The sequence below is a fragment of the Pedobacter sp. BMA genome, from assembly GCF_001027745.1.
Lineage (GTDB): Bacteria > Bacteroidota > Bacteroidia > Sphingobacteriales > Sphingobacteriaceae > Pedobacter.
The window spans coordinates 883,097-909,048 of the sequence record NZ_LECU01000006.1 but is presented as its reverse complement, the minus strand read 5'-3'; the positions used below and the strand labels follow the sequence as shown (position 1 = coordinate 909,048).

Below are 25,952 nucleotides of genomic sequence, written 5' to 3'. Positions count from 1 at the left end.
AATTTTAACTGGTATTCCGAACGTTCGGAACAAAAAACTAACTTTGTAAGGTGCATAAACTATTTGTCTTTATCGTATTGCTAACCAGTCCAATTTTTTTATTCGGCCAGCAAACAGCTTCAAAAATCGAGATTGTTTCATATTCGAAAATTTATGGCGATATAAAAAATAATTTGACGCGCCTTAGAAACCCTGTTTTTAAACAGGATAATGCTACCCTTACTTGCGATAGTGCGGTATATTATAATAAGAGAAACTATTTTGAGGCTTATCAGAATGTTCATATTAACCAGCTAACAACAGATATTTATTCCGATCAGCTGGAATATGATGGTAATAAAAAACAGGCCCACTTAACAGGGAATGTTAAAATGATTGATCCCACATCCATTTTAACAACTAATATTTTAGATTATAATACATTGAGCAAAATAGGCACCTATACAACTGGGGGCAAAATTGTAAACAAAGAGGTTACACTTACGAGTAAGAACGGCTATTATTTTAGCACGAGTAATGACTCCTATTTCAGGTATGATGTTGTAGTCGTTACTCCCCAGGTAACCATTAAATCCGATACAATGCGTTATAATACGCAAACCAAATGGACATATTTTTATGGGCCAACTAACATCAAAGGAAAAGATGATAACCTTTACACTGAAAATGGCGCCTATAATACGGCTACAGAAGATGCTTATTTTGGCAAGAAGAACCTATATACCCAAGGTACCCGATCACTGAAAGGCGATAGTTTGTACTACTATGGTAAAGTTGGATACGGCCGGGCAGTTAGAAATATTGTTTTTTCTGATACGAAGGATAAAATGAAAATGTTTGGTGATTTAGGTTACTATTACAAAGCAGATCAACGAACACTGGTAACCAAAAATGCTTACCTGGGCATTGGAACCGAAGATTCGGTTACCGTAAAAAACAAAAAGCAGCCTGATAGTTTATGGATGGGTGCTGATACACTGGAGACACAAATGGTTTTGCAAAAGTCTTTGAAACTCATCCCTAAAATTTCCATCAAAGCCGATAATCAGATTGGCGATGATGACGAGGATGCAGGCGGAGAGAAGGAGAAAAAAATCACTGCAGCAGAACTCAAACAGATGACTTCTCCGAAAGAAGAAAACAATAAGCGTGGTGGAAAAAATAAAAACGCCAAAAACAAGCCAAAGGATGACAAAGATGGTATTACGCCTCCGGATTTACCCAAGGATAAAAACGAGATTAAAGTTAAGGTAGATTCTGAGGCAAATAGGCTAACCGGCTTAACTCCTGACAGCTTAAAGAACAGTAATATATTAAATGACAAAGCCGACTCTATAGTTAAGAATCTTCCGAAATTGAACGTTGATAGTCTACAAAAAAAATCCGGCAGTCTGGTGGTTGATGTGGTAAAGAAAGCGCCGAAAGTAAATTTAGATAGCGTAAGTAAGGGGCTGGATAAGGTGATATCCAAAACAGATAAAGGTAAGTTACAGGTTACCCCGAAGATCCCGCTAAAAAAACCCGACACTGCGGTTTTAACTCCCGCAGATACGCTTCAGGCGCGGGTTATAAAGGCTTACCATGGGGTAAAGGTTTTCAAAACCAACATTCAGGCAAAAACAGATAGTTTGTTTTACACCAGCGCTGATTCTACATTACGGTTGTATAATAACCCCATCATCTGGTCGGAAGGCTCTCAGCAAATTGGAGATACCATTTATGTACAATTTAAAAACAAAAAATTAAACAATCTACAGGCCATTAGAAATGCCTTTTTAGTTAATACCCCTAAAGACTCCCTTCGTTTTAATCAGATTAAGGGCAGGCTGATGACAGGCTTTTTTAAAGACGGAAAATTCAAGAACCTATATGTTGACGGTAATGCAGAAAGTATTTATTATACCCAGGATGACAGTACGAAGGTTTATAAAGAGATGAACCAGACGGTAAGCAGTCGGATTAAGTTTATCTTCAAAGATAATGAAAACGACATCGAGGATATTGTTTACATCAAAAGTATCGAAGGTGCATTAAATCCGGAAGTGAAGGTGGCAAAAGACCTCACCTTAAAAGGCTTTTCATGGAAACCCAGTGAACGACCAAAGTCTAAAAAGGATGCAGTCGGATCGGCAGGCAAAGCTAAAGTAAAGTCCAAAATACAGAATGGCAAAGCACCGGTAAAACCAAAAGTAATCGTTTCGGCAAAACCTGTACTACTGCTTAACAAAACAAAAGTTCCAGCTGTGGCCGATAGTACTCAATTGAATAAAAAGCCTTTATTAAGTAAATCCGCAGATACAACAAAGGCACCTCTAAAGTCCCGTTCACTTACAACAGATTCCATCCCGGCTAGAAAGGCAGGCGCCTTGCAGAAATAACCTGGTCAGCCCCCTAAGGTAGAACATAATGCTCGAGTATATTTCAAAAACCCTCTTCCTGGTGGGTTTGAGGGCATTTATGCAGAAAAAAGGGGGTTTAAATGGGTTTCAACTGGGTTTTACTTGCATATACCCAAACAAGGTGCAAGGAATGTGCAAGCAAAGTGCAAGGAAAACCCAAGTGAGTTATCCGCGACGGTACTACCAATCTGCCCGAAAACTACCGGATATACAGGTATGGCGTTTCTCTTATTTTGAAAAACTCAAATTAATCAATTAAAAGTAAGCGAGTGAATATTCCTGACTGTGGTTATCGGGAATTATGATTTAAAAAATCGATCATCTTTTTCAATGCGATGGCCCGGTGGCTGATTTGATTTTTTTCAGCCATACTCATTTCTGCGAAAGTAATGGCATAACCCTCAGGTTGAAAAACAGGATCATATCCAAAACCTGCAGAACCAGACAATTCAGTTCTGATTGTTCCTTCAACCGTTCCCTCAAAGAAATGGTTAACACCATCCTGAACCAGTGAGATTACCGTCTTGAATCTGGCTTTCCGGTTTGACTGGTTTTTAAGTTTTTCGAGTACAAGATTTATATTCTCCAGACTATCCCTGCTACCGCTGTAGCGAGCAGAATAAACTCCTGGTTCATTATTTAAAGCTTCTACCTCCAAACCACTGTCATCCGCGAAACAATCGAGATTGAAATGTGCTACCACATACTGGCTTTTTAATGAGGCATTCCCTTCGAAAGTATCAGCAGTTTCAGGAATATCGTCGGTACATCCAATATCCTGCAGGTTTAAGACTTCGTATTGCCCTTCAAGAGCCTGTCGAATCTCCTGTGTTTTATGTTCATTATTCGTTGCGAAAACTAGTTTTTTCATGAAGTTGTATGAGTTTTATCTGCGTATCCGAGGATAACTTATGCAGCACGCCGGTAAACCTGTCAGCTTATGCTTGAATATCTGTTTTATCTGATTTTCTGAAGATTTCCCCAAAGCAGTTTTTTCGCAGAGATGTCGCTATCAAGTTGATGCAGGTTTGGGGCAAAAATGATTTTGGTACTAGCATGATTAATAATTTCATTCTGCCAGGTCAGTTTTAATTTTAGATGACTGATTTCTACTCCAAAAGATAACATGATAACAGGTTTGAAAAACTGCTGCAAAGCATCGAAATCGGACCCAATATAGTTTGCATAATTTACCAAAGCGAAATCAGGGGTAGCGAGATCTACTGCTTTAACAATTTTCCGCAATAATTCGCGCCCTTCAGGCGTACTTACATCGTTGTCTTTATCATTAACCAGAATCAGCACTGATTTCTTATTTCCTCCAAGGAACTTGAATTCAACAGACGCTGTTGGTTCAGCGACAATAGGTATTGATTCTGCTTCTGAAGTGTATTTTTTTAACTTTTCTTTAGGTATAGCAGGAGGAATCTGAGCCGTTAAGGGAGTAGAAAGCGATGGATCAGGCTTTTTATGTTCGACAATTGTATCAGGCAAAACGGCCTCAGTAATAGCAGAATGGGGGATTTTGACCGTTTTATCCTCCACTACAAAAACCTCATCTGTAAAAAATAAGCGTAAAGCGTTTGCATTGTTGGTAAGCTGGTTTTCCATTCGTATTTTTGCCCGATAATATTTTCTGTTAAAATTAGTTAAATATCTTATAATAGCACCGCTAATTGTTACTTTTATCCATTAAAATTTATAGACTGCTCTGCGTGAGGAAAGCTTTTTGCTTATTTATTTTCAGCTTTGTTTCAGGCATTTCATTTGCCCAGAATGTTGCTGTAATAAATGGTAAACCGGTTAGTGCTAAAGAATTTATGTGGGCTTACAAAAAGAGTCATAACGGAAGTCTTAGCACTGATTTAAATCAATTGCAAACCTACTTAAACCTCTATATAAATTTTAAGCTAAAGGTTTTGGATGCCAGGGAGATGGGTCTTGATAAGAACAATACCTATCAGGAAGAAGTTAAAACTTATGAGGAAGCGCTTGCCTCCCATAAAAAAATTTCTTCTAACAGTAAGGACCACGATTTGCTGGTAAATGAGTATAGAGAAGGCGTATTAATGTTTAATGCATCAGAGCAAAAGATCTGGAATAAGGCACAGGAAAGCGAGCAGGCAATTGAAGATTTTTATAAAAGAAATAAACAGTATTATAATAAACCTTTGACTGAGGTGAGAGGTGAAGTAATCAATGATTATCAGCAAAGCCTTGAGGAAAACTGGGTTAAAGGACTTAAACAAAAATATCAGGTAAAAATTAACGAAAACGAGTTAAAGAAACTAGCCCGATTATAATATCAGCATAGAGTATAAAATTTGAATAACATATAATTAGAATGAAGAAAGTTTTTTTAGTAGCAACCGCTTTAATCTGCTTATTTTTAAGCAGCTACGCTCAGACAAAAAAGCATAATATCGATAAAGTTGCTGCTGTGGTGGGAAATAACATTATCCTGCTTTCAGATTTAAACCAACAGTATACCCAATATCTTTATCAGGGAAATCCTGCCAATGAAGATGTTAAGTGTAAAATTTTACAGAATACACTCACGCAAAAATTGCTTAAGCAACAGGCTGAAATTGATTCCGTGATGGTTGAGGATAATCAGGTAGATGATGAGGTAAACAAACGTATGCGTTATAGCATGCAACGTGCGGGTGGACAAGAGCGCTTAGAGCAATTCTTAAACAAATCAGTATTACAGTATAAAGATGAAATCAGGCCATCGGTTAAAGACGAGTTGATTGCACAAAAAATGCAACAAAAAATTACTGAAAATATCAACGTAACCCCAATGGAGGTTGAAAAATATTTTAAATCGCTTGGTGACAGTATTCCTGAATTTAATACTGAAGTTGAAATTGGAGAAGTAATTCTAAAACCGCAATTAAGCCGGGAAGAAAAGCAAAGGTTTCGCGATAAGATTGAAGCACTCCGTTTGCGTGTAAAAAGCGGTGAAGATATGGGGGTGTTAGCCAAAACATACTCAGAGGATCCCGGATCTGCAGCTGACGGCGGTGATTATGGTTTCATCGACAGAAATACCATGGTAAAAGAATTTACCGCATGGGCCTTCAAACTAAAAGCCGGAGAGATATCTCCTGTATTTGAAACCGAATACGGTTTTCACTTTTTACAGGTGCTGGAACGCAGAGGAGAGCAGGTTCACGTCAGACATATTTTGATTATGCCTAAAACTACTCCAGAAAGTTTAACCCGCCTGCAAAAACATGCTGACAGTATTTACAACAATATTGTAGCCAAAAAATACAGCTTCGCAGCGGCAGCAAACCTTTTTTCTGATAATAAAGAAACCAAGTACAATGGCGGAATGATGCTGAATGCTGAAGATGTACAATCAAGAAGTACTTTTATCCCGGTTGATAAACTGGATCCCTCTGTATTCCTTGTAATAGATACGATGAAAATTGGTGGCATATCCAAGCCAAACTTATATACAGGTGCCGACGGGAAAGAAGGTTACCGAATTCTTTACCTGAAATCGAAGATACCCCCACACAAAGCCAATATGGCGCAGGATTTTCCAAAAATCCGAGATGCTGCACAACAAGACAAAATTAGTCGTACCTTAAGCGAGTGGTTTGAAAAACGTCGTGAAAGCACTTATATTAAAATTGACGACGAGTTTGATACCTGCAATGAATTAAAAATCTGGACGAAGAATAAAGAAGCAAAATAAAATTAATGCAGTATAAAAACGAAGTAGAAGCTGTTGATGCGCTTCATCAATCTTTCAACAAAATAAAAGCCGAAATCGGCAAAGTTGTAATAGGTCAGGATGACATCATAAAATCTGTTTTAATCGCCATTTTCAGCAACGGACATTGTTTGCTGGTTGGTGTACCCGGATTAGCAAAAACCCTACTCGTTCAAACTGTAGCTTCTGTACTGGATCTTGATTTTAACAGAATTCAGTTCACCCCCGACTTAATGCCAAGTGATATTATTGGCGCAGAAATACTTGGAGAAGACAGGCATTTTAAATTCATTAAAGGTCCTGTCTTTTCTAATATCATCCTTGCTGATGAGATTAACCGGACACCCCCTAAAACTCAGGCGGCGCTTTTAGAAGCAATGCAGGAAAAAGCAGTTACTGCTGCTGGCCAAACCCATTCTTTACCGAAGCCATTTTTTGTTCTGGCTACACAAAATCCGATTGAGCAGGAAGGAACCTATCCTTTGCCTGAAGCACAACTGGATCGTTTTATGTTCAACATTCAATTAAACTATCCTGCTTTTGCAGATGAATTGAATATTGTTCGCAACACAACCAGCAACAGAACAGTTCAGCTTGAAAAAATTATTCATGCTGATGAAATCCAGTTTTTCCAGAAATTGATACGAGATATTCCGGTAACAGATAATGTATTGGAATATGCTGTAAAGCTGGTGGCGAAAACACGTCCAAATAGTGAATACGCTACTGAGGCAATCAACAAATACATCAGCTGGGGTGCAGGTCCAAGGGCTTCGCAATTCCTTGTGCTCGGTGCTAAATGCCATGCTGCAGTGACGGGGAAATATGCTCCGGACATTGAAGATGTACAAGCTGTTGCAGAAGCTATTTTACGTCACCGTATTGTTCGCAACTACAGGGCCGAGGCGGAAGGGTTATCGATTGAGAAAATTATACAAAACTTATTGTAAAGAGAGCCCTAAGGGGGTTAGTGCAGCTATCATTTTTTAACTTACAAGGCAACATATATCCTGATACAAATGGCCAATTAATCTTTTTATTTTAATTTTGTTATTATCTTTACCACTCAATTAAAAAGCATAAATTAAAAATATTCGATATGTCAGCTCACGATTCACACGCACCGGCTCAGGAAACAAAAGGCATTTGGGCTTTACCATTAACAGCCTGGATTATTGTATTGCTTCTTCTTGTAGCTTTCACACGACCAATATTTCATCACGAAGAAAGTGCTGCAGGTGGTCATGAGAAAACAGAGGCAAGCCACTCAGAGCACGCTGAGCCGCACCACTAGGCAAGTTGTAATTAGTAGGTATAAAAGAAAAGCGCTGAACCATTTCAGCGCTTTTCTTTTATCTGTTCAGTTGTCCCATAATGTTGGGATAGTCTGTTATAATGCCATCAACGCCAAGGTTCATAAAGTACTTCACTTCTTTAACGGTATTCACCGTCCATGGAATAATTTTAATTCCCATGTCATGGCAGCGACCAACCAGGCCCTTGCCTACCAGAACAGAATAAGGACTGTAAATGGTTGGCTTAAACCCTAATTTCTCAATATAATCTTCAAAAGGTTCTTTCTCATCAATAAGCAACGAAGTTTGAACTTTAGGATATTTTTCATGTAAATACTGCAGCGTACGCATATCAAACGATTCGATGATCACACGCTTGGCAAGCTTTTTTTCATTCACAATATCCATAACCAGATCAACAAATTCTGCCGGTTCGGGCTGAAATTCATGATCACCATTTTTGATGGTTTTGGTTTCGATGCTATAAACCGGTTTTTTTAGTTTATGTTCTTTTACATATGCTTCAACTGCATCAATGGTTTCTGAAAGTAAAGGTTTATAAGCCTTGAACTTCATCTGACCAGGAAAACGGCTATGTACCTTACTTCCTACATCAAACTTTTTAATCTCTTCATAATTCATTTTATAAATATTGAAGCTCTTTTGATCTTTTAGTGTGATCGGTTTACCATTGGGTTGTAGTGAGATTTCGTTATTGAAATATGGCTCTTGTGACAATACAACCATTTTATCTTTAGAAATAACAGCATCCATCTCAAGAGTTGTCACCCCCAGATCGAGTGCTTTAAGCATTCCTTCTATCGTATTCTCTGGCATGATCCCCCTTGCACCTGCTTTTCCCTGAATATCAAATTTTTGTTTTTGTGCAGAGGCCGCAATAAACAACATGGCAAAGGCCGGAACTAAAAGTAATTTTTTATACATAAACTTGAAGAAAATTGGTTGGTCTAAAATATCTTCATTTATAGCAAAAACAGTGCTCGTTTTTGGTTAATTGAAAAATAATTTCCGGGCATTGCATAGGCCGCGCTATCAGGGGATGATCAATTCAAATTGTTGTACCACATTATCCTATAACCAGGAACACAAACACCCCGCACAAAAAAAGGGCTCCTTTTACAAGTAAGCCCTTTTTCAATTCACATTGGTTGTATTTATCTTTCGGCAGGTACAAATGCCTGAACAATTAAGTTCCAGCTCGAATCTGCCGCTTTTTCGTATACAAAAACATAATTAAAGCTTTCTCGTAAATCAGCTTTATAGTCTACAGTTGCTACACCATAAGTATAAGCTAAATCACTTCCTATTGCTTTATCAACACCTGTAGTTTTAAGATTGATTTTACTGATCATGCCATTATAAAAGGATACAATTTTCCCTTTTCCTTCTATAGCTTCGTTCCCAGGGAAAAGTAAACGGGCATTATCAGTTAAGAAACCGCCAAAAGCCGCGATACCGTGGGTTTTTAATAATGTATTTAAAGTTTTCTCAGTCGTTAGAATAATTTCTCTTCCAGCTTTGATTTCCCTTTCGTTCATGAACTTTGGTGCAACATGATCTTTTGGTTCAACAAACTGTGGGGTTACTTTGGCTAAAGGCTTGTTGCTTGTTGTTCCTAAATCAACTGCCAGCTTCCATTTACCGTTTTCAGATTTCCATATTGTTAAATACTGTCCGTATTTTTTTTCTGAACTGCCCAATTCATATGGCCCGGTTGTAAATCCAAGATCTCCACTACGTGAAACCTTCGCCAGGTTTGGTGTCCAGCTCACTTCATTATCACCTTTTTCCTGCGCGGAATAGAACGTTTTAGCATTAACCGGATTAGGTCTGAATACCAGTGTGTTCGCAGAGGAATATTCAATATAAGATTCCTTATCTCCGTTTTTTGCAATCGATTTGGCAAATTCTTTCTCAGCATTAACCAGGGATTTGGTGGTACCATCGTTTTTTTGTGCAAAAGCAGTGAGCGCTATCAAAGAGGCGATTGCTGTAGAAAATAAGTGTTTCATTATAAATTGTAGATAATATGTTTGGCGAATATAAAATTTTATTAAATGTATAGCCCTAAAAGTAATTAACAATTACACATTTAACGTGTAATGTAAATTGTTTCCAGAACAGTTATGCCCACATAACGATAACCGATTGCGATTAATTAGACCTTGCTCCAGGTTGTTCCCTCTTTACTGTCCTTTAACTGAATCCCCAATTCCTGCAAGCCAATCCGGATTTTATCTGAAGTAGCGTAGTCTTTATTTGCTTTGGCTTCAGTCCTCAAGTTAATAACCATATCCAAAACGCCACTTAAATCATTGCTTCCTGCATCTTCATCTTTAAGCGCCAAAATATCGAATACAAATGCATGAACCAATGTTTTCAGTTTTCCGAGCGCTTCCGCAGATATCTTCCCTTTTCCATCATACACGGTATTGATTATCCTTACCGCCTCAAAAAGTTCAGCAATTAATATCGGGCTGTTAAAATCATCGTTCATTGCGTTGATGCAGTTTTCCTTCAATGCATCGATGTCGAAATCATTCTGTTCTGATGTAACGATTTTATCCAGCAGACCTACTGCCGACATCAGGCGACGATAACCTTTTTCAGAAGCATCGAGTGCATCATTAGAAAAATCCAGGGTACTTCTATAGTGTGCCTGCAACATAAAAAATTTCACGGTCATCGGGCTATAGCCTTTTTTAAGCAGAGGGTGATCGCCAGTAAATAATTCTAATGGCAAAAACCCATTTCCAGCCGATTTCGACATACGTGTACCGTTAACCGTGAGCATATTGGTATGCATCCAGTAACGTGCAGGCTGTTTATGGCTGCATGCTTCAGACTGTGCAATTTCGTTAGTATGGTGGGTGGCAGCAAGATCCATTCCTCCTCCGTGAATATCAAATTCATCGCCCAGGTATTTAGCGCTCATTGCCGAACATTCTATATGCCAGCCAGGAAAACCCATGCCCCATGGCGATTGCCATTGCATTAACGTTTCTGGCTTTGCTTTAATCCACAAAGCAAAATCCAGCCTGCCCCTTTTTTCATCCTGCCCACCCAGTTCGCGGGTATTATTCAGCATGTCTTCCAGGTTTCGGTTGGTGAGTATGGTATAATTATATTCTTTACTGTATTTTTCTACATCAAAATATACGTTACCATCAATTTCATAACCATAACCATTTGCAATGATAATTTTGATCATTTCGATCTGCTCGATGATATGTCCTGTTGCCGTTGGCTCGATGCTTGGAGGCAAGGTGTTAAACATTCGCAATACATCATGAAATCCCAGTGTATACTTCTGCACGATCTCCATAGGTTCCAGCTGTTCCAGCTTTGCACGCTTCGCAAATTTATCATCTCCTTCATCCCTATCTCCCTCAAGGTGGCCTGCGTCGGTAATATTGCGCACATAACGCACCTTAAAACCAGCGTACTTTAAGTATCTGAATATTAAATCGAAAGAAACAAATGTGCGACAGTTACCTAAGTGCACATCACTATAAACTGTAGGACCACAAACATACATCCCTACATTAGGAGCATTTAACGGTTGAAATAATTCTTTTTTACGTGAAAGCGTATTATAAAGCTGTAAGCCAGTATTCATATTGCAAATGTAAGATTAAGTTAGAAACATGAAATGATTTAATGGAGGAATGTGTATGATCCCTGAGCTTATGATTTTTCGCTAACAATTAATGAGTGTGATTTAATATCAACCATATTATTACAACCTTCAAACATTTCAATATTACAACATTCCAATCCTATTCATTAACTTTGCATTATGATTGATTTACCGGTAGTACCTGCTGTAACTGAAGTTAAACGTAAACCAGATTGGCTACGTGTTAAATTGCCTGTTGGAAAAGAATATGCACAGGTTCGCAGTTTGGTTGATACGCATAAGCTTCACACCATCTGCGAGAGTGGCAACTGCCCGAATATGGGTGAGTGCTGGGGAGCAGGTACCGCAACCTTCATGATTTTAGGAAACATCTGTACACGTAGCTGCTCATTTTGTGCTGTTGCAACGGGCCGTCCATTAGCTGTTGATGTTGATGAACCTAACCGCATAGCCAACTCTGTGAAATTAATGGGCGTTAAGCATTGCGTAATTACATCGGTAGATCGTGATGATCTAAAAGATGGCGGATCAATTATCTGGGCAGAAACATTACAGGCAATACGCAGAGAGAGCCCTGTTACCACCTTAGAAACATTAATTCCTGATTTTAAAGGTCAGTGGGATAATTTATACCGGGTTCTGGAAGAACGTCCTGAAGTAGTTTCACACAATATGGAAACTGTTAAACGCCTCACCAGACAGGTACGTATCCAGGCTAAATATGATAGAAGCTTAGAAGCTTTAAAAAGAATCTCTGAATTTGGTTTGAGAACCAAAACTGGTATTATGCTTGGGTTGGGTGAAACTAAAGAGGATATTTTCGAAGCCATGGACGATTTAGTAGCCAATGGTGTGCATATTCTTACGTTGGGACAATATTTACAACCCACCCGTAACCACCACCCGGTAGTCGACTGGATTCATCCAGACACTTTTGCCATGTACAAAGAAGCGGGTTTGGCAAAAGGTCTAAAGTATGTTGAAAGCGGACCGCTGGTGCGATCTTCATATCATGCTGAGAAACATTTGTTCCCAATCGAAGGAATTAAATAAGTCCTGATTAATAATTGTTTCCGAAATCGTATTCCCGGCAGGAATGGTTTTACAAAACATTTCTTTGCAATTTATGTTCTGATTTGTATCTTAGTAACCAATAGTGACTGCATTAAAGAAACCATCCCTAACCGAAGCTGAACTAGTTTTAGCACTGCAATCGAGAGACTCTGCGGTATTAAAAACACTGTACAGCATGTATTCGTCGGCCCTTTACGGGGTGATTACCCGCATTATTACCCATACCGAGCTTGCAGAAGATGTATTACAGGAAACATTTGTAAAGATCTGGCAGTCGGCCGAAAACTACGACAGTACTAAAGGACGTTTGTTTACGTGGATGATGAATATCGCCCGTAACCTTTCTATAGATAAGCTTCGCTCAAAAGATTTTAAGAATTCACTCAAAAACCAAGATATAGAAAATAACGTAAGTTTCGTTGATGAACAAAACAAGGTTACTTTTAATCCCGATGTACTGGGAGTTAAGCAACTTGTAGAGAATCTGAAACCAGACTTACAATCAGTTCTCAATTTAGTTTATTATAAAGGCTATACGCATGTAGAAGCCGCAGAAAAGTTAGATCTGCCCCTAGGTACGGTGAAAACCCGAATCCGACTGGCTATTATTGAATTGAGAAGGAGTTTTAATTGAGCGTGGAAAATTTAAAAGCATATATCGAATCTGGAGTACTTGAATTGTACGTTCTCGGTGATTTATCGCCGGAAGAAGCGTTGCAGGTAGAGGAAATGGCAGCACAAAACCCTGAGGTTAAAGCTGAACTTTCTGCTATTGAGCTGGCCATGGAGGAGTATGCTATGCAAAACGCTGTAGAACCATCTGCAGCTGTTGAGGCAAAACTTTTTGAAAAACTAGGTTTTGAGGTTGAACAGGAAACTGTTTACCAATCTAATACCACTATAGCTGCTACAGAACCTAAAGTTGTTCGCCTGGATGGGAGTGACGGCAAATTACGAACATTACGTTTTGCATTGGTTGCCTGTATTGCTTTATTGGTTGTGAGTACGGCTGCATTGTTTATCACTTACAATAAACTTAACGATGCTCATGATCAAATAGCTTCTCTTAACTTAGATAAGCAGAAATTTGCCGGCGTAGTGAGACAACTTGAATTCGATAAGCAGGGCTTGGACAATATGGTTGCGATGAACGATAGTAAAGAATGGGCTACCATCCGCATGGCAGGACAGGCCTTTAGTCCGAAATCGAAAATGAACGTTTACTGGAATAAAAATGATAAAAGTGTTCTGATTAATTATGTGGCAATGGATTTACCGAAGCCCGATGCAGAACATGAATATCAGCTATGGGCACTTGTAAATGGCAAACCAGTAAGTTTGGGTGTTTTTGGAAAAAGTGATTCAACAGGTACAGAGGCACTTCAAAAAATGCAAACCATACAAGAAGCGCAGGCATTTGCAGTAACCCTTGAACCGATGGGGGGAAGTGTGAATCCAACAATGGACAAATTAACCGTGATGGGTGGCGTTTAATCCAACCCTTATAAAAATATATCCCGGTAGTTAATCGCTACCGGGATTTTTTTTGTTTAAGATTTTTGTGCGTACTTCACTTCTTCGTAGGGCTGCACTAAAACCCAGCCCTCTCCAAAAAATTCAAGCTGGAATGACTCCCCGCTGCCCCGGCCGATAAATGAACCAAAAGTAAGGTTGGTTTTGATATTGGGAGATAGGTTTTCAGACCAGGCTACAGTTGCATTTGGATCTGTATATACTGGTTGATTAGCGCTTACCCTAAGCAATATAGGTTCACCATGGGTAGTAATGGCAATATAACCACTACCTGAAAGCTTCACCTGAAACAGGCCTCCACTTAGCATGCCGGCGATGCTTTTAAGCATTTTAATTTCATTTTTAATGTTGCCGTCAATTGCCAGCACATCATTTCCATTTACGAAAACAGATTCATTCTGAAGCTTGATGATCTTTACTTTTTTGCCTTCATCGGCCAAATAAAGTTTTCCTGTACCTGATGCATGCATAAGTGATGTTCCTTCTCCCGAAATTGCCTTTTTAAGTAAGCCACCAAGGCCTTTACTAAGTAAGCCTTCTCGTTTAAAATCAATATTACCAATATAGGCAACCATCGATCCTGCTTTAGCCATGATTTTTTGATTTCTCAAATTTACCTCCAGCATGGCCGGTTTTTCCAGTTCGAAAAAATCGTTCTCATTTGGATTTTCTGCCGACTCGTGAATGAGCTCCGTTAGCGTGTACTCTTTTTTTGACTCCATAATTTAGATGTTATTTAGTTTTCCAGATATAATCCCGTCAATTCCCAGGCCAAAACTGATTTGACTTATCGCTTGCAGTTTCAATAACCTGGCAAAGTCCTAAAATGCAGTGAGAAACAGATTATAGCAGGTGTCTTATTGTACGGGAAACATTTTCGGCAAGCTTGGTAGCACTTATCACAAAATGTTCGGAAGCTAAAACATCACCACTTTTTCCATGTACATAGCAAGCTAATATTGCAGCTTCAACTGAGGTGTAGTTTTGCGCCACAAAAGCAGCAATAACTCCCGTTAGCACATCGCCCATACCGCCTTGTGCCATTGCAGGATTACCTGTCGGATTAATAAAGATGCTGCCATCCGGAGCACAAATGAAGGTGTACTGATTTTTAAGCACTATTACAATTTGCAATTCCTTTGCTTTGGCTTTGGCCGTTTGCACACGGCTCCACCATTCCTGATGAAATCCGAAGAGCCTGTCGAATTCTTTCATGTGCGGCGTGAGGATGGAATGTTGAGGCAGCTGCTTAATCAATTCAGGATTTTCGCCTAATATATTTAATGCATCAGCATCAATAACCAAGGGTTGCCTGGCAGCAATCAGGCTCTCCAATAATTTAGCATTTTCAGAAGAAATCCCCAGGCCGCAACCGATAGCTATGGAATGGTATTTTGATGTATTTTCTATGCGCGTATACTCATCTCTGGGTAAAGCCATCACCTCGGGCAAAACGGAGTTTAATGTTACCAAACCACTGTTTGGTATGCAGGCAGTTGTTAAGCCGGCCCCTGCATTTAAACATGCCATTGAGGACAATATCGCAGCGCCCATGGTGTTAGTAGATCCTGCGATGATCAATGCATGTCCATAAATCCCTTTATGACTAAAATTTTTTCGGGGTTTAAGGATCTTGCGAATGTCTTGATCTTCCAGCAAATGAATATCGCTATCCTGTGATTCAATAAAAGCTTCATTGAGCCCTATGTTCACTACCTCGTAACGTTCTGTTGCTGCAGCCGACTCCGGGAAAAAGAAATTGATCTTAGGACGCTGGAAACAAATGGTTTTAAACGCTTCGATACCATTGTAGTTTTTGACTATAATTCCCTCCGACGGAAAGCCTGTTGGGACATCCACGGCATAAATACGGGCAGGAAAAGCATTCATAATTTCAATCAATGCAGCATACTCACCTGTCAATGGCTTATTTAAGCCTGAACCGAGAATGGCATCAATAACGGTATCAGCCATAACGCCATTTGCATCAGTAGCATGACTAATCGTTATGATATCACAACCTGTTTGTTCCAGTTGCTTCAAATTTTCGCTAAAGTCATCACTTTGTTTATCACCAAAATTTACAATATATGCTTTTACATTACAGTATCCGCAGTTGATGAGTACACGCGCAATACCTAAACCATCTCCCCCATTATTACCCTTTCCGCAAAAAACAGCTATCTGTTCGTTCAGATCAATTACCTCCTTTATAAAATTAGCAACAAAGGCCTGAACGGCCCGTTCCATTAAACTAATAGAGGAAATGGGTTCGTTAGCGATGGTAAAAGCATCAGCAAGGCGCATTTGTGATGAAGTTAACAGTGTTTGCATATCGGTGAATAGATTATATCTTATAATGCAGAAATATCGATATTTGTTTGATAACAGGAATGAAATGGGATCAACTGGTTCAGCTCAGCAATTAAACTGTAACATTTTGGCCTTTAACGTCGAATGCATCGCGCAAACCGATTGCCAGAACATTAAATGCATACACCGTTAGCATGATTGCGAGCCCGGGCAGGATGGCCAGGTAAGCAGCATCCATGATGATATACCCATAGTGCTCTTTAATCATACTTCCCCAGCTTGGCGTAGGTGGCTGGGCACCGAATCCTAAAAAGCTTAGCCCTGTTTCCAATAATATTGCTGATGCAAAATTGGACGAAGCCACAACCAGAATAGGGCCTGCAATATTTGGAAGGATATGTTTAACAATGATTCTGCTTGTACTGAAACCCAATGCACGGGCTGCCTCAATAAACTCGACTTCCTTTAAAGCCATTACCTGTCCTCTGACTAAACGGGCTACATCAACCCATGTAGATAATCCAACAGCAATAAAAATTTGCCAGAAACCCTTTCCTAAAGCGAAAGAGATGGCAATAACAAGAAGGAGGGATGGCAGGGACCAGATTACATTCATCACCCAGCTAATCAGCGCATCCACCCTACCACCAAAGTAGCCTGCAACAGCGCCCAATCCAACACCGATAAACAAGGATATCAATACTGCCATTATTCCCACAGAAAGCGAAACACGTATACTTAAAATGAGTCTGCTTAGTAAGTCCCTTCCGTAGATATCGGTTCCCAGAAGGTAGGTTTGACTGTAGATATTATGTTTCTCGAACAATGGTTTAACACGTTCAATAGTATTCGGGAGCACACAGTCAGGGCAAAGGTCAGCCAGATTATATTTAGTTTCTTTCGCTTTTTCTTCCTCTCCGATATATTCCGTTACAAAGACATCCCGGCCAGCAATACGGTAGGCGGTGATTGGAATACTTTTAAAATCCGGAGTTTGGCCGTTAAGCATTTTTTGAAACCAATTAACACGGGCAATATGCGTGTAGCGTTCAACAATCAGAAACATGAACTTTGCTCCAGGTTTTTGCTTGGCAATCTGGACTTTCTGAACGTTTGCATCTGGAGAACTATCGGGCATAATCAGATAGCCTGAGATACCCATCAGTACCAATAGCAAAATAAAAATCAAGCCTGCAAACGCGAATTTGTTACGCTTAAACTTTAACCATACTTTTTTTGACGGGCTGTTATCCATTATCTCACCATTCTGCCTTTCCAATTGTATTTCCCGCTGTTTCCAGCGATTCCAATGTAAACGATGTAAATGATATGCAACACATTTAAAACAGGAATTAGTATCAATAAACGCTGTCTTTTTGCAAAACCTGTTACATCCCATAAAAATAGTGTTTCTAAGATCATTTTAATCAATAACTGATAAAATGTAACCGTTAAAAGCAGGGGAAAGAATAGTCCGGCAATAAAATTTGCCAGGATACTCAGGTTGAATAACCAAACGAACACACCTAAAACTATGATTGCCTTGTTTTTATATCTGGTACTCTTAGACGCCCACCTTTTTCGCTGCTGAATGAAGGATCTTAAATTTTCCTTCGCATGGGTATATACAATTGCTTCACGGTTTTTAAGGAAGCCGATCTGATTAGGATATTTTGCAGCGATTTTATGAAGCAGTAATTCATCGTCGCCAGAGGCCAGGTCGTCAATACCCTGAAATCCGCCAACTTCGTAGAACGTCTTTTTCTCGTAAGCTAAGTTTGCGCCATTACAGGTAGATGGCTGCTTGTTTCCAATCGTTGATGCACCTAAACCAATGAGATAAAGAAACTCAAGGGATTGCAATCTTTCAAAAAAACTCTTTTCTTCAAAATAAGCCACGGGTGACGAAATCATTTTGTAATCCTTATCCTCGTAAAACCCCACGATAGCCGAAAGCCAATGATTCCCCATCACGCAATCTGCATCTGTAGTAATAATTAAATCGCCGCTACAAGAGCCAATGGCGGTTTGGATAGCTTTCTTTTTATATGAATTTAACGCCCGGTCCTCATTTAATTTAATGAGCTTAACTCCCTGATCAGCATAAGATGTAATAATCTGAGCCGTTCGATCTGTAGAATGATCATCAATAAAAATAATTTCGGTAAGCACTTTGGGATAATCCTGACTAGTGAGTGCCTCAATGGTCCTTTTGATATTGAGTTCCTCATCTCTTGCCGCAACAATTACCGAAACCCTTGTATGAGGAATGCGATCAATGGTTTTTACAAAGCGTAATTGATACCATCCTTTAATAAAGGTAAACACAAGAAAACCATAAATAAAGGTTAATGCAGCAGAAAAGAGACTAATTAGTTTTAAGATTTCCAAAGAAATTAAGTTTAAAGACAAAATATGAACCTAAGATAGCAGGAATAATAATATTTATGAGCCAAATGCTCGCAGTACACGCAATTACAGCAAGGTGTTGATCTGTGATGTGTTTGAAAAGTTCGACAGCCGTAACGCTTCTGATCCCCACGTCGAAAAGATCAAGCGAAGGAAGTGCTGATTGCACCAAAAATAACAGACAGGTCATCATGATGATATCACCATGGTTTAAGCCCGGAATTAACCAAACAAAAAGGATGAAATACTGAGAGCTGAAAACAAGGTATCTTGCAAAGCAGAATAAAATGATTTTAAACAATTCTCCTTTTCGGTAACGACCTAAAATACTATAAAATTTTTTATACTTCCTGGTAAACTTAAAGGATAACAACAGGCCGTTTAACCAGCGGATGTTAAAATAGAAAACCAGAAAAAAAAGGCTAAATACAACAGCAAAAAAAACAACCGTGATAAAGAATACCCTATCCATAGGTACAAACCTGTAAACAAAGAAACATGCAGCTATGGCGCCAAACACATTGGTAAGCACCAATTGGCCGATACTCCCCACACTCATCGCAACAATGCCTACTACTCTTCTCTTGGGGGATAAAAAGAACACACGGCCTCCGTATTCACCTAAACGATTAGGGGTAAAGATAGCCATCGTTAAACCACAAAAAACAGATTCCACTGCCCTATAGAAGCTAATGCCTTCAATGTTATACATCAGGTGCTTCCATTTACCAGCCTCTAAAAACCAGTTTAAAAACATCAGCAGCACAACAAGTCCTATAACGCTAACAATTTCAGGTTGTGGGATGTCTTTTAGCAGGCTTCGGAAATTTTCCAGATTCTTGTTTGCAATCAGTTTATGGTAAATGAACCAAAAAGCGAAAACCACAATTGTAACTTTGATGAGTATGGATAATATTTTTTTCTGCTTGCCTGTCAAGATTATCTATTTAGTTTGCAAATATGCTTAATATTGCTGTAATGTTGAACGAAAAAAAGGAGCGCATCATTTTAGGTATTGATCCTGGAACTGCGGTGATGGGATATGGTATCATCTTAGAAAAGGGTAATAAAACCGAATTGTTGAGTATGGGGGTTGTTAAAATGACTCACCTTGATGATCCTTTTCTTAAACTTCAACGCATTTTCGAAAAAACAGTTGTACTTATCGATCAGTATAAGCCCGATGTTTTAGCAATCGAAGCCCCTTTTTACGGTAAAAATATTCAGGTATTATTAAAACTCGGCAGGGCTCAGGGTACGGCCATTGCAGCAGCGCTTTCGAGAAATATCTCTGTAACTGAATACTCACCCCGCAAAATCAAACAATCCATTACAGGAAATGGGAATGCCACTAAAGAACAGGTGGCCGCTATGCTACAACGTTTACTAAATTTTAAGGAAACACCTGAATTTCTGGATGCCACTGATGGCCTTGCTGTAGCCTTATGTCATTCCTTTCAAAAAGTGGCTACCAGTGGCAAATCGAAAACCTATTCAGGATGGGAATCATTTGTTAGTGATAATAAAGTAAAGGTTAAAGGCCTAGCGGTTAAAACTAAAAAGTAAAATACATGCTTAAATTAAAGGTACGGAGCGCGCTTTGCTGATGGGGTTACTCCGTACCTTCTGATAATTTATATTGAAGCCCTATTAGGATTGGTTATTGTTAGCCCAATTTTTGGTCGCCAGGTCTCTGGCTTTTTTATCTTTTGTAACAAAATATCTGATGATGAAAAACAAAGCTAAACCAACGATGATCAACATCCACAAATTAGCAATACCGAGAATAATTTCTTTAAATATTGTCCAGCCGTTTGTAATACTTAACCATAATCTGTTTGCAAATCCGGGCTTATAGTCGTACACATTATCATTGGCTATAGTCATGGTTTTGATGGTATTGTCCTGATAAAAATTTAATGTGATGGTGCTGTATTTCACCCGACTGTCTATCAGCAGATTCTGTATTTTCTTATCAACGTAATCATCTTTGATTAGGAGCGAGGTTTCTACATTCGGACTTTTCTTAGTCGCCAGTTTATTGATTCTGCTAACCGCATCTTCCCTGTTATCGGCCTTCAGTTTGTTAGCGAGATACATTAGACTCTGGTCATCTAATTTCATTGACTGACGATCAACAAACAGGGCCATTTTAGCGATGGTGTTGGTAAAGTCGTCCAGGCGTTCTGAAGGAACTTTTGCCACCAGGTAGCCTTCGGTTCTATAGGCAGTAATTTCTTTTAGCGAATCGGCCGATAATTTTACCTTTTGCGTTTCCTGAATAATGCTTTCTGTTGAAAACTCTGCTATAGTCCCTCCCTCTGCTTTGATGCGCTTGCTAAGGTTCTCTTTGGTCTGCTGCACATCTTTAACGCGAAAGCGGATGTCGGCAGTTTTAACAATTTTCTCTGTAGCGACCGTATCTGCCATTTCAGCTATTCTGATTTCCTCGGTTGATGCAACAGATTTGTCTCTTTTTTCATTCTGGCAGCCGAATAATCCTGCGGCTAAAGCCAGTACTACAATAATCCTTTTCATAATTCAATAATATTATGCTCGTGAGCGTTTAGTGTTGAAATGTTTGAATCCAAAAAAAACAATAATGCCGATCACGATCAGTATCCATGAACGTGCGATAAGAAGTAAAAACTCCTGAAACATTTGCCAGCCTGAATTCAGTCCTGTGCTTAACCGTTTAAAAAAACCTGGCCTGTGATCAACCAGATTATCATTTGCCACAATTACTTTCCTGACACCTTTATCCTGATAAAAACTTAGCGTTACAGTGCTCAATTTGGTCTTTTGGTTGAGATCCAGATTATCCATCTTCCTGTCTACAATTCCGTCCTTCATATCAACCAGCTCCTGACTTAATTTGGCTTCTTTTGATGCGAGCGCTTTCGCAGCCTTTAGTGCTTCTTCCCTATTTTTTGTTTTTAAGCTATTGCGTAAATATGCTATACTCTGATCGTTGGCCTGCATTTTGGCACTATCAATCTGTTCGGCCCTTGCAGCAACCAAATCGCTAAAAACATTGAGGTAAGCCGGAGGTATACGGGCAATAATTACCCCTTCTGCTTTGAAAACGGTTGTTTCTTGAAGTGAGTCGGCACTGTAGGCAACACGTTCCTGATCTAAAGTGGTGGTTTGAATGCTTGATTCTACAATACTGCCTTCCAGATTGGAAACAATTTTACTAATATCCAGTTTAGTTTGTACGGCGTCTTTTACTTTAAAACGCATATCGGCAGTTTTAATAACTTTACTTACCAGCTCGGATTGAGCTGTTGTTCGCTCGTTATTAACAGATACGGTATCGCTTGATTCTGATTTTTTCTCGCTATTGCAGCCAAACAGTATGGCACATAAAGCCATAGCAATGATATTCCTTTTCATGATTCAATGGTTTAAAATGTATGATCAATTTAAAATATTGCTTCAAATGGCCATGAGAAGTGAGTATTTCCGGTTAGTGTATCCTGCTCTATTTTCTCTTTATACAAAAAAGTGATTTAGGTAACCCTGTGAACAAAAATCTCTTTATGGAGATGCTGATTAGCTTGAGATTCCACAAGTTCGAAAATAAAAAAGCCGATCATGATGGTTCATAATCGGCTTCATATTTAGATAGAAATTTTATTTATGCATCTAAAATTTTGAAAACACCCTTAATTGCGATGATTGCGCCAATGAATAAGATTATCCATGAAACTAAAGAGAGTTGCCAAGAATCGTAAGCGAAACGCAGATAAGTTCCAACAATGCAAACCAGTACACCAAAAATTATCATTCTATAAATTCCTGGCTGATTCGCCGTTTGCATGCTCTCTGTATTGTGCTTTAATTCGTTGTTTTCCATAATGTTTATTTTTATGATGCAGCAAAAGTAATACTTATTGCCGAATATTTATACATACTTAGTAACTTTTTAATCGTTCTAAACGCTGTTTTCCCTTGTCTTTATCCGAAAGGTTTTCGCCTTGATACAAAGGCTTTTCCCAGTCGCCATACATTGGGTTTGGCAATACAATATATTTTATGCCAAAAATGTTTTGATTGGCATTTACCTGTTCATTTGTATTCTTCTTTTCCCGATAAAAGATATTGGAAAAATCACTTAAATTATCCCCACATAACATTAAAATATCATGCGTTTCGGCTATCTTTTGTCTACGTGGTTCTTTATTTGATGTTCCCTTTGAAACCAATAAATGTGCATCATCAGCATAAGGGAAACCAAAAGCTTGCAGGTTTTTCAGCGTCGCTGCATGGTCTTTTTCATCACGGTTACTAAGGTAAAAAGTTTCGATATTCTTCGAAGCCGCAAACTTTAAGAATGCCAGTGCGCCGGGAACAGTATCTGCCTTTGCCAGATTGGTCCACTCTGTCCAGTCTGCGGGGTTGTAGCTTAAACCTTTTCTGATTTCATGGCCCTGAAAGGGAGAATTATCTAAAACAGTTTCATCTATATCCACAATAACACAATTCGGTTTTTTACTGGTATCTGCCCATATTGTTTCTTTTAATGATAACCGGGCAAAGTTATAAGCCTGAAAACAAAGTGCCCTGTACTCGCCACTTGTTTGCTGCCAAAGTACGGCATTGGTGTAATCACGTGCCGGAGATTGTGCCTTAGCTAAAAAAGAACTGAGCCCAAAAATGATGAAGATATATTTTTTCATTTGAATTTATTTGACACGAAGATAAGGCTACCGCTGCTCAATCAGGTCGCTTTGAATGAATATCACCATTAATTTACGAACCTGCGTTTGGCAACCATATTGTCGAAATTCCAAATTATTTAGCTTATGAAACTGAACAACTACAAGAAAGCCCATTTCAGTTAAGAAACGGGCTTATGTACGCTTACGGGAACTAAGACTTTCGTCTCAAAACTCCAGATACTATATTATCCATTCAATGCAGCTGCACCACTTACAATCTCAGTTAACTCAGTTGTTATGGCTGCCTGACGAGCCTGGTTATATGAAAGCTTTAACGACTTCAACAATTCACCGGCATTCTCAGTTGCTTTATCCATTGATGTCATCCGTGCACCATGTTCTGAGGCATGAGAATCAAGAACTGCTTTGTACAACTGAATTTTTATTGACTTAGGAATCAACTGTTCCACAATTTCTTCCTTAGATGGCTCCAGGATATAATCTACATTGGAAGCTTTAACTTCAACTTGTGCAGACTCTTCCGCTTTCGGTAAAGGTAATAACTGTTCAGTAGTGATAAATTGAACGGCAGCATTTCTGAAGCGATTGTAAACCAGCTCAACCCGATCGAAATCACCATTAAGAAAACCAGCCATAATTACATCAGTAATCTTGGTTACATTCTCAAAGGTTAAAGCAGAATAAACCTCATTATTGTTTCCGATAACGTTGTATTTACGCTTTTCGTAGAAATCCTGAGTTTTCTTACCAATTGAGACGATGCTTACATTACCATTTTTAAACTGCTCACTGTAAGTTTCTGCGATTAAATTATTGGCCGCTTTAATTACGTTCATGTTAAAAGCACCAGCCAAACCACGATTTGAGGAAACAGTAACAATTAAAACCTTATTGGGTTCACGCTCCTGGATAAAAGGTGATGAAGAACCCTCCAAACTTGCAGAAAGATTTCCTAAAATCTCTTTCAGTTTAGTTGCATAAGGACGTAAAGCGATAATTGCATTGGTGGCACGTTTCAACTTAGCCGCCGAAACCATTTTCATAGCTTTGGTAATCTGCTGAGTGGATTGTACTGATGCAATACGGTTTCTTACTTCTTTTAAATTAGCCATTCTTTATTTAGATGTGAGATTTGAGATACAAGACAAGAGACGTTTCCGTTCTAATCTCAGATCTCAAATCTCATGTCTCAAATCTTATTAATATTTACTTGAAATCTCTTTTGCTACTGTATCTAACACACCAGTAATGGTATCATCAAATTTACCAGCTTTTAACGCTGCTAAAGTTTCCGGATGACGCATTTCCAATTGAGTTAAGAATTCAGTTTCAAATTCTTTTACTTTTGCAACTGGAACATTACGCATTAAGTTTTTAGTACCAGCATAAACAATCGCAACTTGTTTCTCAACAGAAAATGGAGAGAATTGTGCTTGTTTCAACATTTCCACGTTACGTGCACCTTTATCTAAAACCGATTTTGTTGCAGCATCTAAATCAGAACCGAATTTAGAGAAAGCCTCTAATTCACGGTATTGTGCCTGATCTAATTTCAAAGTACCGGCAACTTTCTTCATCGACTTGATTTGAGCGTTACCACCTACACGTGAAACAGAGATACCAACGTTAATTGCCGGACGGATACCTGAGTTAAATAAATTTGACTCCAAGAAAATCTGGCCATCAGTAATTGAAATTACGTTAGTAGGAATATATGCAGATACGTCACCAGCTTGAGTTTCGATAATCGGCAACGCCGTTAATGAACCCCCGCCTTTCACGATATGCTTGATAGACTCAGGCAAATCATTCATCGCCTTCGCAATATCATCATTAGCATTAATTTTTGCAGCTCTTTCTAACAAACGACTGTGTAAGTAGAAAACGTCACCTGGATAAGCCTCACGGCCCGGTGGACGACGAAGTAATAAAGATACCTCACGGTAAGCAACAGCTTGTTTAGACAAATCATCATAAACAATTAATGCTGGTCTTCCTGTATCACGGAAAAACTCACCAATTGCAGCACCAGCAAACGGAGCATAAAACTGCATTGGAGCAGGATCAGCAGCAGATGCAGCTACAACAACTGTATATGGTAAAGCACCGTTTTCTTCCAACGTACGTACAATGTTAGCTACAGTAGAGTTTTTCTGACCAATAGCTACGTAGATACAAAACACAGGCTGACCTGCTTCGTAAAATTCTTTTTGGTTGATAATGGTGTCGATACAAACAGCAGTTTTACCAATCTGACGGTCGCCAATAACCAACTCACGCTGACCACGACCGATTGGAATCATCGCATCGATTGCTTTAATACCTGTTTGCAACGGCTCATTTACTGGCTGACGGTAAATTACACCTGGAGCTTTACGCTCTAAAGGCATTTCGTAAGTTTCACCTAAGATTGGTCCTTTACCATCTAAAGGCTCACCAAGGGTATTTACAACACGGCCAAGCATACCTTCACCAACTTTAATAGAGGCAATTTTTTTGGTACGTTTGATTGTATCACCTTCTTTGATCTCGTCTGATGCACCTAAAAGTACCACACCTACGTTATCTTCTTCAAGGTTTAATACAATACCTTGTAATCCGCTTGCAAATTCAACCAACTCACCCGATTGAACTTTAGTTAAACCGTAAACACGGGCAATACCGTCGCCCACTTGCAACACGGTACCAACTTCTTCCAGTTCGGTTTCTGATTTGAAGCCCGCCAATTGCTGTCTGATAATTGCCGAAACTTCGTCTGGTCTTACCTCTACCATAATTTTATGTTATTTTGATATCTTTTTGTAAATGTTTTCTATGTTAAGCGTTTGGCGTAAAGCGGATGAAACGCAAAACGCT

Annotated in this window: 25 protein-coding genes; 9 read left to right on the top strand and 16 right to left on the bottom strand. The window is 39.1% G+C overall.

The window, feature by feature from the left end:
• Nucleotides 1-50: 50 nt before the first annotated feature.
• The gene (locus tag AB669_RS16000) at nucleotides 51-2,378 is read left to right on the top strand and encodes an OstA-like protein (RefSeq protein WP_082120698.1); all 2,328 of its coding nucleotides are present in this window, start codon (nucleotides 51-53) and stop codon (nucleotides 2,376-2,378) included.
• A gap of 310 nt (nucleotides 2,379-2,688) precedes the next feature.
• On the opposite strand, the gene AB669_RS15995 is transcribed toward AB669_RS16000, so the two are convergent.
• Together AB669_RS15995 and AB669_RS15990 are read right to left on the bottom strand one after the other, a co-directional pair.
• On the bottom strand, nucleotides 2,689-3,270 hold the full coding sequence (locus AB669_RS15995; protein ID WP_047800259.1) for a non-canonical purine NTP diphosphatase: 582 nt from the start codon (nucleotides 3,268-3,270) through the stop codon (nucleotides 2,689-2,691).
• An 86-nt stretch (nucleotides 3,271-3,356) separates the two neighbouring features.
• A complete protein-coding gene (locus tag AB669_RS15990) occupies nucleotides 3,357-4,010 on the bottom strand; it encodes a hypothetical protein (protein WP_047800258.1) in 654 nt (217 codons plus the stop codon).
• A 104-nt stretch (nucleotides 4,011-4,114) separates the two neighbouring features.
• Here AB669_RS15990 and AB669_RS15985 point away from each other — a divergent pair, with 104 nt between their 5' ends.
• The 4 genes from AB669_RS15985 (at nucleotide 4,115) to AB669_RS15970 (ending at nucleotide 7,420) form a co-directional block, all read left to right on the top strand.
• Nucleotides 4,115-4,702, top strand: coding sequence for a hypothetical protein (locus AB669_RS15985; protein WP_047800257.1), 588 nt, complete (start codon nucleotides 4,115-4,117; stop codon nucleotides 4,700-4,702).
• A 41-nt stretch (nucleotides 4,703-4,743) separates the two neighbouring features.
• Nucleotides 4,744-6,108, top strand: coding sequence for a peptidylprolyl isomerase (locus tag AB669_RS15980; protein WP_047800256.1), 1,365 nt, complete (start codon nucleotides 4,744-4,746; stop codon nucleotides 6,106-6,108).
• A 5-nt stretch (nucleotides 6,109-6,113) separates the two neighbouring features.
• Nucleotides 6,114-7,076, top strand: a complete 963-nt coding sequence (locus tag AB669_RS15975; protein ID WP_047800255.1) for a MoxR family ATPase — start codon at nucleotides 6,114-6,116, stop codon at nucleotides 7,074-7,076.
• 149 nt (nucleotides 7,077-7,225) lie between these two features.
• On the top strand, nucleotides 7,226-7,420 hold the full coding sequence (locus AB669_RS15970; RefSeq protein WP_047800254.1) for a hypothetical protein: 195 nt from the start codon (nucleotides 7,226-7,228) through the stop codon (nucleotides 7,418-7,420).
• A 58-nt stretch (nucleotides 7,421-7,478) separates the two neighbouring features.
• On the opposite strand, the gene AB669_RS15965 is transcribed toward AB669_RS15970, so the two are convergent.
• From AB669_RS15965 to cysS, 3 genes are all read right to left on the bottom strand, one after another.
• A complete protein-coding gene (locus tag AB669_RS15965) occupies nucleotides 7,479-8,366 on the bottom strand; it encodes a glycerophosphodiester phosphodiesterase family protein (protein WP_047800253.1) in 888 nt (295 codons plus the stop codon).
• Between the two features lie 230 nt (nucleotides 8,367-8,596).
• Nucleotides 8,597-9,454, bottom strand: coding sequence for a nuclear transport factor 2 family protein (locus tag AB669_RS15960; RefSeq protein WP_047800252.1), 858 nt, complete (start codon nucleotides 9,452-9,454; stop codon nucleotides 8,597-8,599).
• Nucleotides 9,455-9,600: 146 nt separating this feature from the next.
• Nucleotides 9,601-11,061 (bottom strand): cysteine--tRNA ligase, encoded by a 1,461-nt coding sequence (gene cysS, locus AB669_RS15955; RefSeq protein WP_047800251.1) that lies wholly within the window; start codon nucleotides 11,059-11,061, stop codon nucleotides 9,601-9,603.
• A gap of 180 nt (nucleotides 11,062-11,241) precedes the next feature.
• On the opposite strand from cysS, the gene lipA reads away from it, so the two are divergent.
• From lipA to AB669_RS15940, 3 genes are all read left to right on the top strand, one after another.
• Nucleotides 11,242-12,135 (top strand): lipoyl synthase, encoded by an 894-nt coding sequence (lipA, locus tag AB669_RS15950; RefSeq protein ID WP_047800250.1) that lies wholly within the window; start codon nucleotides 11,242-11,244, stop codon nucleotides 12,133-12,135.
• A 103-nt stretch (nucleotides 12,136-12,238) separates the two neighbouring features.
• A complete protein-coding gene (locus tag AB669_RS15945) occupies nucleotides 12,239-12,790 on the top strand; it encodes an RNA polymerase sigma factor (protein WP_047800249.1) in 552 nt (183 codons plus the stop codon).
• Between the two features lie 2 nt (nucleotides 12,791-12,792).
• On the top strand, nucleotides 12,793-13,650 hold the full coding sequence (locus AB669_RS15940; protein ID WP_047800432.1) for an anti-sigma factor domain-containing protein: 858 nt from the start codon (nucleotides 12,793-12,795) through the stop codon (nucleotides 13,648-13,650).
• Between the two features lie 56 nt (nucleotides 13,651-13,706).
• On the opposite strand, the gene AB669_RS15935 is transcribed toward AB669_RS15940, so the two are convergent.
• The 5 genes from AB669_RS15935 to AB669_RS15915 form a co-directional block, all read right to left on the bottom strand.
• On the bottom strand, nucleotides 13,707-14,411 hold the full coding sequence (locus AB669_RS15935; RefSeq protein WP_047800248.1) for an AIM24 family protein: 705 nt from the start codon (nucleotides 14,409-14,411) through the stop codon (nucleotides 13,707-13,709).
• 121 nt (nucleotides 14,412-14,532) lie between these two features.
• A complete protein-coding gene (locus AB669_RS15930; RefSeq protein WP_047800247.1) occupies nucleotides 14,533-16,023 on the bottom strand; it encodes a bifunctional ADP-dependent NAD(P)H-hydrate dehydratase/NAD(P)H-hydrate epimerase in 1,491 nt (496 codons plus the stop codon).
• Nucleotides 16,024-16,114: 91 nt separating this feature from the next.
• Nucleotides 16,115-17,257, bottom strand: coding sequence for an ABC transporter permease (locus AB669_RS15925; protein ID WP_047800246.1), 1,143 nt, complete (start codon nucleotides 17,255-17,257; stop codon nucleotides 16,115-16,117).
• A complete protein-coding gene (locus AB669_RS15920) occupies nucleotides 17,257-18,393 on the bottom strand; it encodes a glycosyltransferase (protein WP_047800245.1) in 1,137 nt (378 codons plus the stop codon). Before AB669_RS15920 ends, AB669_RS15925 begins: the two co-directional genes overlap by 1 nt.
• Nucleotides 18,371-19,348, bottom strand: coding sequence for a lysylphosphatidylglycerol synthase domain-containing protein (locus tag AB669_RS15915; protein ID WP_047800244.1), 978 nt, complete (start codon nucleotides 19,346-19,348; stop codon nucleotides 18,371-18,373). The genes AB669_RS15920 and AB669_RS15915 overlap by 23 nt, the downstream gene beginning before the upstream one ends.
• A 41-nt stretch (nucleotides 19,349-19,389) precedes the next feature.
• Here AB669_RS15915 and ruvC point away from each other — a divergent pair, with 41 nt between their 5' ends.
• Complete coding sequence (gene ruvC / locus AB669_RS15910) at nucleotides 19,390-19,977, top strand: crossover junction endodeoxyribonuclease RuvC (protein ID WP_047800431.1); 588 nt, start codon at nucleotides 19,390-19,392, stop codon at nucleotides 19,975-19,977.
• A gap of 84 nt (nucleotides 19,978-20,061) precedes the next feature.
• Here the strand turns inward: ruvC and AB669_RS15905 are convergent, their stop codons facing one another.
• The 6 genes from AB669_RS15905 to atpA all read right to left on the bottom strand — a co-directional run bounded on the left by AB669_RS15905 (nucleotide 20,062) and on the right by atpA (nucleotide 25,870).
• Complete coding sequence (locus AB669_RS15905; RefSeq protein ID WP_053058434.1) at nucleotides 20,062-20,949, bottom strand: DUF4349 domain-containing protein; 888 nt, start codon at nucleotides 20,947-20,949, stop codon at nucleotides 20,062-20,064.
• A gap of 12 nt (nucleotides 20,950-20,961) precedes the next feature.
• Nucleotides 20,962-21,807: a DUF4349 domain-containing protein gene (locus tag AB669_RS15900; protein ID WP_047800243.1), complete on the bottom strand. Its 846-nt coding sequence runs from the start codon at nucleotides 21,805-21,807 to the stop codon at nucleotides 20,962-20,964.
• Between the two features lie 244 nt (nucleotides 21,808-22,051).
• On the bottom strand, nucleotides 22,052-22,270 hold the full coding sequence (locus tag AB669_RS15895) for a hypothetical protein (RefSeq protein WP_047800242.1): 219 nt from the start codon (nucleotides 22,268-22,270) through the stop codon (nucleotides 22,052-22,054).
• A 58-nt stretch (nucleotides 22,271-22,328) separates the two neighbouring features.
• Nucleotides 22,329-23,093 carry a 5'-nucleotidase, lipoprotein e(P4) family gene (locus AB669_RS15890; protein WP_047800241.1) on the bottom strand — a complete coding sequence of 255 codons (765 nt, stop codon included), beginning with the start codon at nucleotides 23,091-23,093 and terminating at the stop codon, nucleotides 22,329-22,331.
• Nucleotides 23,094-23,320: 227 nt separating this feature from the next.
• Entirely contained in the window at nucleotides 23,321-24,208 is an 888-nt protein-coding gene (gene atpG / locus AB669_RS15885) for an ATP synthase F1 subunit gamma (protein WP_047800240.1), read from the bottom strand.
• An 87-nt stretch (nucleotides 24,209-24,295) separates the two neighbouring features.
• On the bottom strand, nucleotides 24,296-25,870 hold the full coding sequence (atpA, locus tag AB669_RS15880; protein ID WP_047800239.1) for a F0F1 ATP synthase subunit alpha: 1,575 nt from the start codon (nucleotides 25,868-25,870) through the stop codon (nucleotides 24,296-24,298).
• Nucleotides 25,871-25,952 lie beyond the last annotated feature (82 nt).

Excerpts from the sequence above, each read along its gene's own strand:
- AB669_RS15895 (WP_047800242.1), bottom strand. The coding sequence starts at position 22,270 with ATGGAAAACAACGAATTAAAGCACAATACAGAGAGCATGCAAACGGCG.
- cysS (WP_047800251.1), bottom strand. The coding sequence starts at position 11,061 with ATGAATACTGGCTTACAGCTTTATAATACGCTTTCACGTAAAAAAGAA.
- AB669_RS15965 (WP_047800253.1), bottom strand. The coding sequence starts at position 8,366 with ATGTATAAAAAATTACTTTTAGTTCCGGCCTTTGCCATGTTGTTTATT.
- ruvC (WP_047800431.1), top strand. The coding sequence starts at position 19,390 with ATGTTGAACGAAAAAAAGGAGCGCATCATTTTAGGTATTGATCCTGGA.
- AB669_RS15935 (WP_047800248.1), bottom strand. The coding sequence starts at position 14,411 with ATGGAGTCAAAAAAAGAGTACACGCTAACGGAGCTCATTCACGAGTCG.
- AB669_RS15980 (WP_047800256.1), top strand. The coding sequence starts at position 4,744 with ATGAAGAAAGTTTTTTTAGTAGCAACCGCTTTAATCTGCTTATTTTTA.
- atpG (WP_047800240.1), bottom strand. The coding sequence starts at position 24,208 with ATGGCTAATTTAAAAGAAGTAAGAAACCGTATTGCATCAGTACAATCC.
- AB669_RS15900 (WP_047800243.1), bottom strand. The coding sequence starts at position 21,807 with ATGAAAAGGAATATCATTGCTATGGCTTTATGTGCCATACTGTTTGGC.
- AB669_RS15960 (WP_047800252.1), bottom strand. The coding sequence starts at position 9,454 with ATGAAACACTTATTTTCTACAGCAATCGCCTCTTTGATAGCGCTCACT.
- AB669_RS15970 (WP_047800254.1), top strand. The coding sequence starts at position 7,226 with ATGTCAGCTCACGATTCACACGCACCGGCTCAGGAAACAAAAGGCATT.
- atpA (WP_047800239.1), bottom strand. The coding sequence starts at position 25,870 with ATGGTAGAGGTAAGACCAGACGAAGTTTCGGCAATTATCAGACAGCAA.
- AB669_RS15975 (WP_047800255.1), top strand. The coding sequence starts at position 6,114 with ATGCAGTATAAAAACGAAGTAGAAGCTGTTGATGCGCTTCATCAATCT.
- AB669_RS15995 (WP_047800259.1), bottom strand. The coding sequence starts at position 3,270 with ATGAAAAAACTAGTTTTCGCAACGAATAATGAACATAAAACACAGGAG.
- AB669_RS15905 (WP_053058434.1), bottom strand. The coding sequence starts at position 20,949 with ATGAAAAGGATTATTGTAGTACTGGCTTTAGCCGCAGGATTATTCGGC.
- AB669_RS15930 (WP_047800247.1), bottom strand. The coding sequence starts at position 16,023 with ATGCAAACACTGTTAACTTCATCACAAATGCGCCTTGCTGATGCTTTT.
- AB669_RS15925 (WP_047800246.1), bottom strand. The coding sequence starts at position 17,257 with ATGGATAACAGCCCGTCAAAAAAAGTATGGTTAAAGTTTAAGCGTAAC.
- AB669_RS15890 (WP_047800241.1), bottom strand. The coding sequence starts at position 23,093 with ATGAAAAAATATATCTTCATCATTTTTGGGCTCAGTTCTTTTTTAGCT.
- lipA (WP_047800250.1), top strand. The coding sequence starts at position 11,242 with ATGATTGATTTACCGGTAGTACCTGCTGTAACTGAAGTTAAACGTAAA.
- AB669_RS15990 (WP_047800258.1), bottom strand. The coding sequence starts at position 4,010 with ATGGAAAACCAGCTTACCAACAATGCAAACGCTTTACGCTTATTTTTT.